Annotated in this window: 14 protein-coding genes; 12 read left to right on the plus strand and 2 right to left on the minus strand. The window is 48.9% G+C overall.

Going from position 1 to position 14741, the window contains the following annotated elements:
* The first annotated feature begins 2 nt into the window (after positions 1-2).
* Genes P404_RS0106955 through P404_RS0106975 form a run of 5 tightly spaced genes read left to right on the plus strand, consistent with a single transcriptional unit; the run spans position 3 to position 5219 of the window.
* Entirely contained in the window at positions 3-1436 is a 1434-nt protein-coding gene (locus P404_RS0106955; protein ID WP_026830374.1) for an alkaline phosphatase family protein, read from the plus strand.
* Entirely contained in the window at positions 1433-2164 is a 732-nt protein-coding gene (locus P404_RS0106960) for a glycosyltransferase family 2 protein (RefSeq protein WP_026830375.1), read from the plus strand. The genes P404_RS0106955 and P404_RS0106960 overlap by 4 nt, the downstream gene beginning before the upstream one ends.
* The gene (locus tag P404_RS0106965) at positions 2161-2898 is read left to right on the plus strand and encodes a hypothetical protein (protein WP_014971545.1); all 738 of its coding nucleotides are present in this window, start codon (positions 2161-2163) and stop codon (positions 2896-2898) included. The genes P404_RS0106960 and P404_RS0106965 overlap by 4 nt, the downstream gene beginning before the upstream one ends.
* A gap of 12 nt (positions 2899-2910) precedes the next feature.
* Entirely contained in the window at positions 2911-3828 is a 918-nt protein-coding gene (locus P404_RS0106970) for an FTR1 family iron permease (protein ID WP_026830376.1), read from the plus strand.
* On the plus strand, positions 3825-5219 hold the full coding sequence (locus P404_RS0106975; protein ID WP_026830377.1) for a hypothetical protein: 1395 nt from the start codon (positions 3825-3827) through the stop codon (positions 5217-5219). The genes P404_RS0106970 and P404_RS0106975 overlap by 4 nt, the downstream gene beginning before the upstream one ends.
* Before the next feature lie 439 nt (positions 5220-5658).
* On the opposite strand, the gene P404_RS0106980 is transcribed toward P404_RS0106975, so the two are convergent.
* The gene (locus P404_RS0106980) at positions 5659-6219 is read right to left on the minus strand and encodes a GNAT family N-acetyltransferase (RefSeq protein WP_014971548.1); all 561 of its coding nucleotides are present in this window, start codon (positions 6217-6219) and stop codon (positions 5659-5661) included.
* Positions 6220-6295: 76 nt separating this feature from the next.
* Positions 6296-6907, minus strand: a complete 612-nt coding sequence (locus P404_RS0106985) for a YitT family protein (protein WP_014971549.1) — start codon at positions 6905-6907, stop codon at positions 6296-6298.
* 448 nt (positions 6908-7355) lie between these two features.
* On the opposite strand from P404_RS0106985, the gene P404_RS0106990 reads away from it, so the two are divergent.
* The 7 genes from P404_RS0106990 (at position 7356) to P404_RS0107020 (ending at position 14601) form a co-directional block, all read left to right on the plus strand.
* Positions 7356-8708: an FAD-dependent oxidoreductase gene (locus tag P404_RS0106990; protein ID WP_026830378.1), complete on the plus strand. Its 1353-nt coding sequence runs from the start codon at positions 7356-7358 to the stop codon at positions 8706-8708.
* Positions 8709-8934: 226 nt separating this feature from the next.
* Complete coding sequence (locus tag P404_RS0106995) at positions 8935-9819, plus strand: SDR family oxidoreductase (protein ID WP_026830379.1); 885 nt, start codon at positions 8935-8937, stop codon at positions 9817-9819.
* 121 nt (positions 9820-9940) lie between these two features.
* On the plus strand, positions 9941-10492 hold the full coding sequence (locus tag P404_RS0107000; RefSeq protein WP_026830380.1) for a maltose acetyltransferase domain-containing protein: 552 nt from the start codon (positions 9941-9943) through the stop codon (positions 10490-10492).
* A 100-nt stretch (positions 10493-10592) separates the two neighbouring features.
* Positions 10593-11486, plus strand: a complete 894-nt coding sequence (locus tag P404_RS0107005; protein WP_026830381.1) for a hypothetical protein — start codon at positions 10593-10595, stop codon at positions 11484-11486.
* An 11-nt stretch (positions 11487-11497) separates the two neighbouring features.
* Complete coding sequence (locus P404_RS0107010) at positions 11498-12181, plus strand: response regulator transcription factor (RefSeq protein WP_026830382.1); 684 nt, start codon at positions 11498-11500, stop codon at positions 12179-12181.
* A complete protein-coding gene (locus tag P404_RS0107015) occupies positions 12178-13443 on the plus strand; it encodes a sensor histidine kinase (protein WP_026830383.1) in 1266 nt (421 codons plus the stop codon). Before P404_RS0107010 ends, P404_RS0107015 begins: the two co-directional genes overlap by 4 nt.
* 78 nt (positions 13444-13521) lie before the next feature.
* The gene (locus tag P404_RS0107020) at positions 13522-14601 is read left to right on the plus strand and encodes a site-2 protease family protein (RefSeq protein ID WP_026830384.1); all 1080 of its coding nucleotides are present in this window, start codon (positions 13522-13524) and stop codon (positions 14599-14601) included.
* Positions 14602-14741: the final 140 nt, after the last annotated feature.

Consider the following 14741-nt stretch of genomic DNA (forward strand, 5'->3'; position numbering starts at 1 on the left):
TGATGAAAAGTGCTTCCCGTTTTGAAAAAATTGCTGCACGCATGTGGAACTTATTGAATGAAGGAAAACCGTTCACTCCCATTTTTACGATCGGTGTTTTCCTCAGCTACACTTTGTTGTTCCAACAGACCTTAAGTGGTGTTGGCTTTGGCTTTTTGCTGACACTTCCGTTACTGCTCTTATATTGGAAGTTTGATTTCCCGCTCTTTCTACGGAATTACCTGTGGCTTCCGTTGATTGTCTGGTTCTTTATCGAAGGTACCGACTCTCGACTACTCCCCTTGTTCGCGTATGGAGCAGGTCTCTATTTCTTCTTTACGGTCTTTTTCTGGGGAACGATTTATTACCATCTCCGGATCGGGACAGATTGGCTTAACTTCACTCGTTTCTGGAAGTTAGTCCTCAAAAACAGTGACTCGACGAGTGGGAATGCCCAAGAACAACTACCGAAAGTCGGTCTGTTACTCGCCTATTGGCAAACCGCCTCAATCGAACAGACCCTCGACTGGTCTTATCTTTGGTTCCCACTTGGGCTGTTCGTGTTCGCTTGGATCTTGCATCATTACCTGTTTGACTGGAAACCAAAGCTCCCGACCGAAACGACCGTCGATGCACCGATTCCGACATCTAATAAAGTCTATGTCCTGATTGTCGACGGGATGCGAAAAGATCGGTACATGGCAGCAGACACGCCGTTCCTCGAACGCCTCCGGCAGGAAGGCACCGAGTACACGAACATGGAGACGGTCTATCCGGCTCGAACAGTCGTCTGTTTCAGCTCGATGTTCACCGGTGCCCGCCCGGAAGAACACGGGATCCATTCGAACATGGTCTGGAATACGACGGGTGTCAAAACCGATACTGTCTTTGACCGGTTGCGCGACGTCGGGAAAACCGGTAAGATTCTCGGAATCGCTCATCTCGTTGATGCGTTTGGTGCGAAGGACGTCCACACGGTGACAGCCGTCATGCATAATGATGTCGCGGATCGGAACATCATCGACCGGGCCAAACAAATCGTCCACCAAGAAGATCCGGACTTACTGGCGATTCAACTGATCGGGACCGATCAGACCGGGCACAGCCGCGGAACACTTTACTCCGAATATGTCCAAAAAATCGAAGAAGCGGACGCCTTACTGGCTGAATTTTGTGAGGAACTCGATCGGCTCGGGAAGCTCGACGATGCGACACTGATCGTCATGGCGGATCATGGACAAGCCGACGGCATCGGCGGTCATGGTCACCTCGATGAAGGCGAACGGTTTGTTCCGTTTTGGATGTACGGCAAACACATCCATGCCGGTCTGAAAGTGGATACGCACCGGCATATCCTGTCACTTGGACCCACTGTTTCGAAGCTGCTTGGTGCCGATATCCCGCACGACAGCCGGGGTGTCTTGCTTACGGAAGCCTTTAAGGAGGAATCCTCATGAAAAAAATCGTCGTTTTTTTACCGGCACATAACGAAGAAATTTCCTTACCGCTTGTGCTTAAACGAATCCCGACTAACATCGATGGACTTCCTGTTGAAACGATCGTCATCGATGACGGATCAACCGATGCAACGTCCGAGATCGCCCGGCAACACGGAGCAATCGTCTACCGCTTTGAACACAACCATGGTTTAGGTGCCGCCGTCCGCGAAGGACTTCGCCAGTCTTACCAACACGGGGCGACTGTCGCCGTCATGATTGATGCGGATAACGAATATCCGGCCGATCAGATTCCGGATGTCGTCCGGCCGATCCTTTTGGACGAGGCAGACTACGTGTTTGGTTCCCGTTTTCTTGGAACCGTCGACGGCATGCGCCTGTATCGGTATATCGGCAATCATGTCTTTACCTGGTTACAGTGTGTCTTATTAAAACGTCGGATTTACGATGGACAAAGCGGCATGCGTGCCTTTTCCCGTGCGGCGTGTAAACACGCGGAAATCATCCACGACTATAACTATGCCCAAGTGCTGACATTGAATCTTGTTCGAAAAGGGTTCCGGCTGCATGAAGTCCCGATTCGTTACCGTGTGCGGGAAGCCGGAAAGTCCTTTATTCGCTTGAATTATATCCAGCGTGTCCTCCCTGCGATTTACCGGGAGTGGCGTCGCCCGATCGTCCCACTGTCGTCTGAAGAACGTTTTGAACGAAAGGAGCATCTCGGATGAGAAAACCGCTTTTCATCACCGTCATTGCCTTCTTGTTCCTGATCATCACCCCGTTGCCGGCATTCGCCTACAGCTACGGCGATCCCGGAAAGGAAGCGTTCGCGGAAGCCTATAAGCAGTTTGAAGAACAGCTCGACCAAAACGATTACACGTTAGCCAGAGAAACAATTGATGCCTACGACAAGGAGTTTACGCTCTATTTCCCGGAAGCAAAAGACAAAATCGATGCAGCCTTAGCAGAGAAAGATGCCGATTCAGCAAAACAAGCCTATCGGGTCGCCCTGCGCCAAAACATCGAACGTCGCCTTCACTTCGCACAGGAACAATTCGATGATTTTGGACAGGCGAAGTTATTGCTTGCCAAAGCGCGTGGCACGTACGATGTACTTGCGCCTTACGTCAAGGAAAGTGAGGGTGCAAAGACAAGTGATTCATTGTATACTGCTTTTGATGATTCACTTGCCGCTCTTGGAAACCCCGGTTTGTTCGGGGTCGGGAAAAAAGCAAGCGATCGAAAAACATTTGATCAAAACATTAAACAGATTGAAGATACGGTCACCCCGCTGTTCGTTTTGCCGGGTGAGGAGAAGACCGGTGTCTTCGATGAAGAGGATTCGATTTTCGGTCAATCCTTTGGGACGGATGACATTTGGAAAACGGTCGCCATCAGTCTCGTCATCATCTTAATCGTCATCGTCATCATCGGTCAGCGTAAGAAACGACGCGCTCAATAAGGAGGAAGATACATGGATTTTCAGGCGTTTTTAATCACTCTTCGCGAATGTCTCGAAGCCGTCTTGATCGTCGGCTTGATTCTCGGTTACCTCGATCGGCTCAATGCACCACAATATAAAAAATGGGTCTACGCCGGTGTCGGACTTGCCTTACTCGCGAGTTTAGGTGTCGCCTTCCTGTTCCAAGTCGTCTTTACGAGTTTCGCCAGTTTCGGCAGCGATACGTATTTACGTCTTGGGATCATGATCATCTCTGTCTTCCTCTTGACCCACATGGTGCTGTGGATGGGCAAAGAAGCAAAGGAAAATCAGAAGGCCTCACAAGCAAAAGTCGCGGCTGCCGTCTCGACGGGTAGTGCGATCACGATGATTGTCCATTCGTTCCTCGTCATCGTCCGTGAAGGCATTGAAACGGTTTTCTTCTTCGCCGCCATCTCGGGTGGAGAAATCGAAAAAGTCTTAACGAGTTATGGTGCCGTCTCCGGTCTCCTGCTCGCCTTGATCTTCGGTTACTTGTTCGTCTCTGGGACGATGAAGATTCCCGTCAAACGCTTTTTCCAAGTGACCGGCGTCTTGATTCTGTTCATTGCTGCCGGCATGCTCGTCCAGACGATTGGCCGGTTCCAAGATCTTGGTTTACTCGGCAGTCTGTTGACGAATGCGGACGGTACACCGGCTGCCCTCTACAACATCGTCGCCTTCATGCCGGAACACTACATTGATCAGGTCCAGTATTTGCGGGATACGGGCAACACGACGTTGATCAGCGGTCAAATCGGTACGTTCATGGCTGCGATGTTCGGCTACAGTCATAATCCGTCCATCGAACAAGTTTTCGCCTGGTGGGGATACTTCGCTTTCGCCGGCTTCATGTTGATGCGTCAAAATCGCGCGCCAAAAACCGTCAAGAAACTGAAGGAGGTCTCGTGACGGTTCGAAGCGGTCATCCACAACGACGTGGACGATCGCTTTTTTTCATGGCTGTCTTGCTGATACTCGGTTGTCTCGCAGGACGCCTCTATTGGGTCAGCCCTTACGTTGCCAGCTACGATATCGCAAACTTCACCTTAGCGGTCGGACAATACGATTTAGCCAATTTACAGCCGCACTTCCCCGGGTATCCGTTTTTTATTTTGCTTGCGACGGGGCTCGCACGACTCGGACTTGATCCCGTCCGTGCCCTTGGCGTTGTCTCGACGCTCGGCTTTGCCAGTGGACTGATTCCGCTGTACCTGCTGTTCAAACGCAGACGATTCGATGCGGTTCGTCTGCTGGCTGCTTTTACGGTCGTGTCGACGGCTTCCCTTGTCGTCTTGTCCGCGACCGGGATGTCGGACGGTCTCGCACTCGGTGTTCTTTGTTGGTTTCTCTGGAGTGTCGAACGCGCCCGGCATCATCATTTCCGTCTCCTGCCGTATATCCTGTTCGGACTGTTGATGGCGACCCGCTTATCCTATGCACCGTTTGGGATCATCCTCTTGTTTTTACTGTGGCAAGTGCGGCGTGACGCTTGGCAAGTGGTGTCAGAGATGGCAGTCCTGCTCCTCGCCCAACTCGCCTGGCTGTTACCGGTCGCCTTCTCTGTCGGCGGACCAGCTTCCTTTGCCCAATTGTCACTCAGCTTCGTGACGGGTCATTTCTCGGACTGGGGAGGCACGGCGCAAACGGATGAAGCCACCCTGTTGGAACGACTTGGATTGACAATCAAACAAATGGTTTGGCATGGTCTTGGATTTGCCACTTGGATTGGTCTCGGATCGGGATTGTTGTTTTGCCAACGTTTCCGTTCGTTCCCGCTCTGGTGGAGCGTTACAGGAGCCGGTTATTTTCTCTGGGTCTGGTTTGCCCAAAACATCGATAAACCGCGGCATGTCTTACCACTCGTCTTACTGCTTGTGGTTTTACTCGTTCGACATCTGTCGGTCCGTTGGCTCGTTCCGTTTTTATGTATTCAATTGCTGATCGGAAGTACCGCTTTGTATCAACAAGCGACTACCAAACCGGCTACGATTCAGCTGGCGGAAGCCATTACCGGTTTACCGGCGTCCGCGACCATCTTTACGGATGAAGAAGAACGTCAGTTTTTGATGGCGCGTCCTGACGCTACGATCGTCCCGATTGGATCCGTCAGCAAATGGCGGGCGGAACCAAAATCACAGGGAGTCTACCTGACCGGACGATTGCTCGAACGGTTACGGGCGGCAGATGTATCGATCGAAGTGACGGAAGTTTTCTGCTTTACGAGCGATCCCCGGTTCGAACCGGAGGATGCGGAAGCGCGGTTATACAAGTTGAAATTGAATGAAGAAGTTCCGAGATAAAGATTCTGTTTTTCCTTATTTTTTTCAGATGATTAGCAAATTATCACTTCTCAACTTATTAGTTGAAGTGAACATAAAAAACCACTCTTTTCCATGCGCTTTCCTCAGGCGAGATACAAGCCAGTTTTCCTGCCTCCATGAGGCAGAAAATCGGGTCTTATTTGTCTCTGACAGCGCAAGTCGATTGCGTTTTTTCCTGTAGGAGTCGCGTGAAGCGAGTGATTTTTTGAATCCAGGTTCTTAATGTGTCGATCTTAACAGCTTAACAAAACGTCGTTGAGAAGCAGACAAGACGAAGACTCCTGCGGGAAAAGCGGAACAGATGAGACCCCGTAAGTCGCGCAGGCGACGCGGAGGCTCACGTTTCGCCCGCGGAAAGCGAAGTCTTGTCTGCGTATCAACGAATCTTGAACCGAATTCGAAGTACTTCCCTCATCATTCAAGTTGCATACGGTCGTTCCATATAATCAAATTGTCCGCCACTGATTTCAATCGTCTTGACCGGGACGAATCCAAGACGCCGATACAGGCGTTGCGCACCAGCATTCGTCTGATCGGCATTTAACGTAAACGCCCGTAATCCACGCCGTTCCCCTTCATCCGCCGCTGCCTGCAGCAGCTCAGACCCAATTCCTTTTCCACCATATGCCGCATCAACCGACAACGTATCCAGATAAAAGACGTTTCCTTCCGTCTCTTGATCAATCTGCACCTCTTGTCCTGTCCACGCGAGCAGCTGACGTTTAATCGGTTCATCCAACTGTGCCGCATCCACTCCCGCGTATGCGATGACGATGCCGACGACACGCCCGTCGAGTTCCTTGACGAGAATATTCTCGTGACTGAGCCGGTTTCCCGTTTGCGTAACGAACAGCGCGAGCCGTTCCAAAATTAATTCCTTTTCCTGTGTTCCGGTCAGCGTTTCAGCAATTTCATGAATCGCCTGTTCAATCAACGGTGCGATTTGATCCGCGTCATTAGCAGTTGCTTGTCTAATCATTTATTTGGCCCCTTTCTTCTACACTCTTTTATCGTAAAACAAAATCCCTCCTGACGTCAGGAGGGATTTGTTCATTTCATTTCAGTTCAGCTACTGGAACCGGTACAACGACTGGTTCACGTGTCATGACGGAAACAACACGACCTGCGATTGCAACGGCAAGTAAGGTGTATAACGTCAGACTAAGCGGTAAATAGACGAGTGAGATGACGAGGACGATGGCATCTAATCCAAATAAGATCGTTCCGATTGATAACCCCGTCAACTTACTAAGTCCCATCGACAAGAGATCGTCTCCTCCGGTCGCTGCGCCACTTTTCAAGACAAGTCCTAAACCGTATCCTGTCACGATTCCGCTGGCGACAGCCGCAATCAGTGTTGCCGGCCAAGCCTGTTCCGGAAAATGAAACAGATCCAGACGGTACCACATCTCATAAAATAATGAGAGGGCTCCGGCTGATACGAGTGCTTCACTGACAAACCGTTTGCCTTTAAAATACAAGGCGCCGATGAAAAATGGAATATCGAGCACGATCATTGAAATGGACGGATTGATGTCAAAAAAATAACGTCCGAGTAACGACAGACCAATAAATCCGCCTTCTGCCAAGCCAAATTGTTCATTCAAGGTATAGTAGCCGAATGCCATGAGTAGCGTCCCGCTTAAGATGGTGATGATTCGTTTCATGTGTTAGTGTCCTCTCCCGTATCTTAAATGGGAGAGGGTGTAGTTGTTCCGTTTGGGTATTCATCTATTTTCGCTCTCCCTGATTTTTTTCAAGCCATTACCTTCCTGTTCCATGAAGATTGGCACTGCTAAAAATCAGGTAAGCTGAATAGATGATTTGTCCTCTCGGTATCCATCGGTTTCCACCCTTTCGTTTCGTTTTTGTTCTCCACTTTATTATAACCCGAACTTCAGAAACTGAAACAGTTTTACACGTTTTTAACAGAAACGATACAGATGAACGGATACATCTATCCTAATATCCACTTTTGCTCACTCATTCACAATTTAGACATTATTATGCTCAACGCTGAACAAAGTACTTGAAAACGACATTGTGAAGTAATACACTAAGACTATCAAATGAATGTGATATTAATCACAAACAAACAAAAAGGGGACTTTACTCATGAAAGTAGCAGTCATCGGATGTACACACGCAGGAACAGCAGCAGTCAAAGAATTGGCTTCCCAACACGAACAACTGGACATCACTGTTTACGAACGAAACGATAACGTGTCTTTCCTTTCTTGTGGTATCGCGCTTCATGTCGGCGGTGTCGTCGAACATGCTGAATCGTTGTTTTACTCTTCACCAGACGAATTAGCTGAACTAGGTGCCGATATGCGCTTAAAACATGATGTCCTAGAAATCGATAGTACTAACCAAACGATTCTCGCTAAAGATCTTGTCACCGGTGAGACCGTTCACGATACGTATGACAAATTGATCATGACGACCGGTTCTTGGCCAATCATTCCGATGTTACCAGGCATCGAGCTCAACCAAATCGAACTCTGTAAAAACTACCACCATGCGCAAACGATCATTAAAAAAGCAACGGATGCCCAGCGGATCACCGTCGTTGGTGCGGGTTACATCGGAGCAGAACTCGTTGAAGCGTTCGAGGCATACGGTAAAGACGTCACGTTCATCGATAGTGCCGATCGTATCTTAAATAAATACCTGGATCGTTCGTTCACGGACATCATTGAAACCGAATTGACAGATCGTGGAATCCGCCTCGAACTGAACCAAACCGTCCAAAGTTTCACAGGTGTCGATGGCAACGTCACACAAGTCGTCACAGATAAAGGAACGTTTGAGACGGATCTCGTCATTCTCTGTGTCGGCTTCCGACCAAGTACGGAATTGTTAAAAGGACAAATCGACATGTTGCCGAACGGTGCCATCATCGTCGACGACTATATGCGGACGAGTAATCCCAACATCTTCGCTGCCGGTGACAGCTGTGCCGTCTATTACAATCCGGCCCGGACATACGCGTATATTCCACTTGCCACAAATGCCGTCCGGATGGGAACACTCGTCGGAAAAAACTTACTTGCCCCAACGATTCGTTATCAAGGAACACAAGGCACATCCGGTCTTCGGTTGTACGATTTAAATATCGCTTCGACCGGTCTGACGGAAGATGCTGCTCCTTTCTTTGGTCTTGAAGTAGCAAGTACGACGGTCAAAGATGCCTATCGTCCTGAATTCATGCCGACAGCTGAAGATGTCCAATTGAAACTTGTCTACGAAACAGGAACACATCGTGTCGTGGGTGCGCAGATCATCTCAAAAGTCGACCTGACACAAGCGATGAACACATTATCCGTCGCGATTCAAAACGAGATGACACTCGAGGAACTCGCTTTCGTCGACTTCTTCTTCCAACCGCACTACAACAAACCGTGGAACTTACTGAATCAAGCGGCTTTGCAAGGGATGAAAGAACTGACATCGGAACGTGTCTAATTAATCAATGACTCAATCTTTTTAAAAATCGGAGTTCACACACGTGGACTTCGATTTTTTTATTTGTCATGCAATCGTCCCCTACAATCTGTTGCTACAGCCTTGTTGGAGACCCTTTTCCATTTGCTGAAAACTTCACTTGATTAATCAATTGACGTTTAGACGTGAATTGACAGGGAAGATATTACTTATGCAAATGAAACCATTATCTAGGAGGAATCAATTCATGTCACAGTCTAACAATCCGCTTACACAGTATTTCAACGATGATTTCCCAAAACAATATCAGGATGCACCGGCTGTTCAGGCAAAAATGGAACCGGTCCCCGATTGTGGTGAAGAAAGTTATAAAGGATCAGGCAAATTAACAGGGAAAAAAGCCTTGATCACAGGCGGCGACTCCGGAATCGGGCGCGCAGCTGCCATTGCTTATGCACGTGAAGGTGCAGATGTTTTTCTCAACTATCTACCGGAAGAACAACAAGACGCTGAAGAAGTTAAAGCACTTGTCGAAGCAGCAGGTCAAAAAGCATACTTACTGGCGGGCGACCTCAGTGATGAAACATTCTGTCAGCAACTCGTCAAAGAAGCACACGAATCACTTGGCGGAATCGATATTCTTGCCCTTGTCGCCGGCAAACAACAAGCCGTCGAGGACATCATGGACCTGTCGACGGAACAACTTCGCAAAACATATGAAATCAATGTCTTTTCGCTGTTCTGGGTCGTCAAAGCTGCTCTGCCGCTATTAAAAGAAGGAGCTTCAATTATCACGACGACTTCGGTCCAAGGATACAATCCAAGTGCAAACCTGCTTGATTATGCATCTACGAAGTTTGCGATCAACGGATTTACACGCGGACTTGCGAAACAAGTTGCGCCAAAAGGCATCCGTGTCAATTCCGTCGCACCGGGTCCAATTTGGACGCCCCTACAAATCTCAGGTGGCCAACCGAGCGAAAATATTCCGGAATTCGGACAAGACACACCACTAAAACGGAGTGGACAACCGGTCGAGCTTTCGGGCGTTTATGTGTTCCTCGCTTCAGATGACGCCAGTTATGTGACGGCACAAATTTATGGTGTCACAGGCGGAATTGAACTCGCTTAATTGAATGCTAGAGTAAAAAGCGGTTTTGATGGCGACATCAAAATCGTTTTTTTGTATGAGTTGCTTCTGCCGGTCTGATTTAGTCTAATGAAGGTATACATATAATTAGGAGATGATTCATGTGACAGAAAAAGAAAAGATGATTCAAGGCCAGTTGTATTTAGCTGGGGATGCCGAGCTTGTCGCTGATCGAAAGCGCGCTCAGAAGCTTTGCCATCAATTCAACCAACTCGGCATCGAAGAGTTACCTGCTCGAAAACTTCTCCTCCAGCAACTGTTCCAGACGGAGCAAACGGATTTCTACATTGAACCGTCTTTTAAATGTGATTATGGCTATAACATCACGCTCGGTGCCCGCTTTTATGCCAATTATGATTGTGTCCTGCTCGACATTTGTCCGATTACGATCGGCGACAACTGCATGCTTGCGCCGGGCGTCCACATCTATACGGCGGCTCATCCGCTCGATCCAGTTGAACGCAACAGCGGTTATGAATTCGGAAAACCGGTCGTCATTGGAAACAACGTCTGGATCGGCGGACGTGCCGTCATCACTCCGGGTGTGACGATCGGGGACAATGCCGTCATCGCGGCCGGAAGTGTCGTCGTCAAGGATGTCGCTCCGAACACTGTCGTCGGCGGGAATCCGGCCCGTTTCATCAAACCGATTTGATTTCTCATCAAATTTTAATCTAATCCTCAGTCTCCTCTCACTTGCGGGCGCTATTCTAAGAATAAGAAAAGCAGCTACCACTACTGAGGAGGAAATCATCATGACAAACGAAAAACGTACGGATAAGCAAAAAAAGAATTTTGTAAAACGCGGTCTCGCTTCAATCGCCATCACAGGAACGGTGTTAACAGGTGCCGGAGCCTTCTTACTATTCACCGGTCCAGGACACAATCTCGTCAATTCAACGGTCACGACTTCCGGGCAAGTCGAACAGAAAGTCGAAGCGGCTTCGACAAAAGTCTCGAGCAACGTCAAACAATCACTTCCGAGCGCGTTTCGTGAGGACGATCAAGAAGTGGAAGGAACGTTAAAAGAAGTATCTGATACATCAGTGACACTCACACAAAATGGTTCGGATCAGTCGTATTCGTTTGCCTCATCTGCTGACATCGAACAAGCTAAGGCTGGTGACTGGATTCAACTTGAGCTCACGCAAGATGGTCTTGTCCGTGAACTCGAACGGGAAGAGGATCGTGATGGTCGAGATGACGATTCATCCGACGATGACCGCAATGAAGTCACCGGTGTCGTCAAAGAACTGTCCAATGAACAAATCGTTTTGACTCAAAATGGTTCGGATCAAACGTACCGTTTCATCGAGCGAGCAGAGATCGACCAAGCGCAAGCCGGTGACAACGTCAAACTTGAACTGACTCAAAACGGTCTCGTCCGAGAGCTCGACCGGGAAGATGCAAATGATCGAGACGACCGGAACGATGACCGTCAAGAAGACGATGCAGCTGAAGACCAAGACATCCGTGGTGCATTGGTCCGTGTGACGGACACACAAGTCGTCATTGAACAAAACGGTAAAAACGTGACGTTTGAACGTGCGCAAAACATGGAACAGGATAATGATGTACAGGTTGATTCACAAGTCGAACTTGAGTTGAACGGATCTAAGCAAGTGACAGAAATCGACGAACAGTCGTAAGGAGGAAGTCTATGGCACCGACCATCTTAATCGTCGAGGACGATTCGAAAATCGCCCGCCTACTTGAACTGGAGTTAAACCACGCTGGATACGCGACGCAGGTCGCCTTCAACGGTAAAGATGGCTTAGTAGCTGCTGAGAACGACATCGATCTCGTCTTACTTGACGTGATGATGCCGGAGCTCAGCGGCTTCGAGGTGCTTCGACGGCTTCGCGGAAAAGGTAATCCGGTTCCCGTCATCTTATTGACGGCACGAGGCGAAGTGTATGACAAGGTTGCTGGTCTTGATCTCGGCGCCAATGATTATGTGACGAAACCGTTTGAAATCGAAGAATTGTTGGCCCGGATCCGGGCCTTACTCCGCTTGACGACACGTGCCGCCGTCGAATCCAATCAGTTGCATTATGCCGATGTCTTACTGGATTTGGACCGGCATGAAGCGTTTCGCAACGACGTCCCACTTGATTTGACTCCGCGCGAATTTGATTTGTTATCCTACTTGATGGAAAACAAGGAACACGTTCTGACGCGCGAACAAATTCTGAACCGTGTCTGGGGGTATGATTATTTCGGTGAAACGAATATCGTCGACGTCTACATTCGCTATTTACGTAAAAAAATCGATCGCAGTCGATCGCCTCTGATCCAGACGGTTCGTGGAATCGGCTATGTCTTAAGGGAGGAAACAGGATGAAGTTACGGACAAAATTGGCGTTATCGGTCACGCTGTTTACGACGCTTCTGTTACTCCTGTCCTTTTTAGTCGTCACTTACGTCGTCCGGGATCATCTGATCGAATCTCGATTCACCCAACTCGAGCAGGCAGAAGAGCTGATGGAGGATGATTCCTCGACCCGTGCCTTGCTGACATTACATGAAGACTCTGTTGTTTTGTCACGCGTTGATGGACGTTGGGTCATCACGAACGATGAAGAGGATGATGATTCTGCCACGGTCAATGGAGACGTCCAGGCGCGTGATCTTCCCGGAATTCCGACGACACGAGACGAACCGTTTAAATCTGGAAACTGGTTTGGTGTTGTCCACCAAGATCAAGCCTATCTGTTTGAAGATGATACGGTCGATGATACGATTTCAACCTTGATCTTCGCCTTCTCGATCGTCTTGCTCGTCGCTCTCATCATCGCCTTTCTCAGCAGTTTCTTTATTGCCTATCAGACGTTACGCCCACTTCGTCAACTCAGTCAGACGATGGAACGGATTTCTGACTCGGGCACACTCGAGACCGTTCCGGAACAACAAAATGATGAAATCGGCCAACTTGGTAAAGTCTTTAACCGGATGATCGGACGGGTCGATCAAACGATGGAGCAGCAACGGCAGTTCGTCGCCGACGTCTCCCATGAGATGAAGACGCCGCTGACCGTGATTGAAGGATACGCGAAATTACTGAAACGCTGGGGCAAAACGAATCCGGATGTCCTGGAGGAATCGATCAGTAACATCCTGAACGAAACGCATACGATGCGGAGCGGACTGATCGAGCCAATGCTCGAATTGTCACGACTCGGATACGGAGAAACGACGACGGAAACCATTGATCTCAAACAACTGGGAACGGAAGTCGCTGACCGGATGCACCATGCGTATGCGGTCGACCTTCGAGTTGATGCAACCGGTACCGTCATCGCGAACCACGAAGCACTCGTCCGTATTTTGACGATCTTCATCGACAATGCGATTAAATATGCGAAGGATCCAGAACTCCATCTCCGACCGGACCGCTTAGAAGTTCGTGATCGCGGAACGAACTTATCTGCTGAACAACGGAAACGTCTGTTTGATCGATTTTACCGGCTGGATGAAGCACGCGACCGCTCTGGCAGCGGTCTTGGACTTTCGATTGCCGCCGCGTTAGCGGAGCACCATCATCTATCCGTCGGAAGTGAAGCACGTTCTGGCGGTGGAAGTTGTTTCTACATTACGTTCCATTGACACCTGAAACGAAACTTTCCTTTGTCATTTAGCGTACACTAGAGGTAGTAGTCAGATGATGAAGGAAGGTTATGAACGATGGATAAAAAACGCTGGGGAGGCCTAGCCGTCGCAGGTGCATTTTTGCTTTCGAAAGGTAAAGTCCTACTCGCTCTCTTAAAGTTCTCTAAATTTGGCGGAACGTTAATCTCGTTCGGCATTTCGTTATTGTTTTATGCACAAATTTTTGGCGTCTGGTTTGGTATCGGTTTGCTGTACCTCCTGTTCATTCACGAGATGGGGCACTTAGCTGCTGCAAAACGGCTTGGCTTCAAGACGGGACCGGCGATTTTTATTCCGTTCATGGGTGCTGTCATCGGTATCAAGGATACGTTCCGGACACCAAAACAAGAAGCGATTTTAGCTTACGGAGGTCCGCTTGCCGGATTACTGTCCCTGATTCCGCTTTTGATTGGTTATGCGTTGACGGGAAACGAGTTTTGGCTCGTCATTTTCCACTTGGGGGCTTTGTTGAACCTGTTCAACCTGTTGCCGGTCAGTCCGCTTGACGGTGGACGGATTTTAGCTGGTCTGCCGATCGTCGTCTGGGTAGCGGGTCTCGCTGCACTGATTGCCTACGGCATCACGCATTTCAGCATCATCCTGTTACTCATCGCCTTCTTAGGCGGCAGTGCCGTCTGGAAACGATACCGTTTCGCGAAACAATACGAAGACAATAAATCCGTCCTGATGTTGTATCGTGCCGCCCGCAGTCGTGTCCTTCAAGCGAAAGTCGAGCAGGAACAACTGGCGGCAACGGAAACGGCTGCCGAACCGACAATCGATGAAATCGACGACACACCGAGTTCCACGTATGACCCGATTGCCTGGTCACTCCGGCACGATCTCCAAGATTTACGTAGTGCCAGTCCGGAAGAAGCAAAAAGTGCTGCTGACGACTTGTTACGTTATCAATATGATTCCGCCAATGACTATGATGCGTTACTACGCCGGCTTGATCAACGGATCGAACCATTGATCGAAGCTGAAAAATCGGTCGAATATCATCAGATGCCGAAAAAACAACAGACAATTACGTTAGTCGCTTACTTGGCGCTTGGCGCAATTCTCTTCATTGCCTTTGAATACTCAAAAGGATATCTTCCGACTCCGTCTTAAAAAGCAACTCTGTGAAACAGGCATTCCTCCAGTTGTGGGTGGGATGCTTTTTTGGATAAAAAAATCATTTTGCACATTGCCTGATTCGATTGCTTGCATCCGTTCATCGAAGCGACTAATCTGAATGAAAATCAATCTAC

Origin of the sequence: Exiguobacterium antarcticum DSM 14480, from assembly GCF_000685865.1 — a bacterium.
GTDB lineage: Bacteria > Bacillota > Bacilli > Exiguobacteriales > Exiguobacteriaceae > Exiguobacterium_A > Exiguobacterium_A antarcticum.

Excerpts from the sequence above, each read along its gene's own strand:
- P404_RS0107020 (WP_026830384.1), top strand. The coding sequence starts at position 13,522 with ATGGATAAAAAACGCTGGGGAGGCCTAGCCGTCGCAGGTGCATTTTTG.
- P404_RS0106955 (WP_026830374.1), top strand. The coding sequence starts at position 3 with ATGAAAAGTGCTTCCCGTTTTGAAAAAATTGCTGCACGCATGTGGAAC.
- P404_RS0106995 (WP_026830379.1), top strand. The coding sequence starts at position 8,935 with ATGTCACAGTCTAACAATCCGCTTACACAGTATTTCAACGATGATTTC.
- P404_RS0107010 (WP_026830382.1), top strand. The coding sequence starts at position 11,498 with ATGGCACCGACCATCTTAATCGTCGAGGACGATTCGAAAATCGCCCGC.
- P404_RS0106985 (WP_014971549.1), bottom strand. The coding sequence starts at position 6,907 with ATGAAACGAATCATCACCATCTTAAGCGGGACGCTACTCATGGCATTC.
- P404_RS0106960 (WP_026830375.1), top strand. The coding sequence starts at position 1,433 with ATGAAAAAAATCGTCGTTTTTTTACCGGCACATAACGAAGAAATTTCC.
- P404_RS0107015 (WP_026830383.1), top strand. The coding sequence starts at position 12,178 with ATGAAGTTACGGACAAAATTGGCGTTATCGGTCACGCTGTTTACGACG.
- P404_RS0106990 (WP_026830378.1), top strand. The coding sequence starts at position 7,356 with ATGAAAGTAGCAGTCATCGGATGTACACACGCAGGAACAGCAGCAGTC.
- P404_RS0107005 (WP_026830381.1), top strand. The coding sequence starts at position 10,593 with ATGACAAACGAAAAACGTACGGATAAGCAAAAAAAGAATTTTGTAAAA.
- P404_RS0106965 (WP_014971545.1), top strand. The coding sequence starts at position 2,161 with ATGAGAAAACCGCTTTTCATCACCGTCATTGCCTTCTTGTTCCTGATC.
- P404_RS0106980 (WP_014971548.1), bottom strand. The coding sequence starts at position 6,219 with ATGATTAGACAAGCAACTGCTAATGACGCGGATCAAATCGCACCGTTG.
- P404_RS0106970 (WP_026830376.1), top strand. The coding sequence starts at position 2,911 with ATGGATTTTCAGGCGTTTTTAATCACTCTTCGCGAATGTCTCGAAGCC.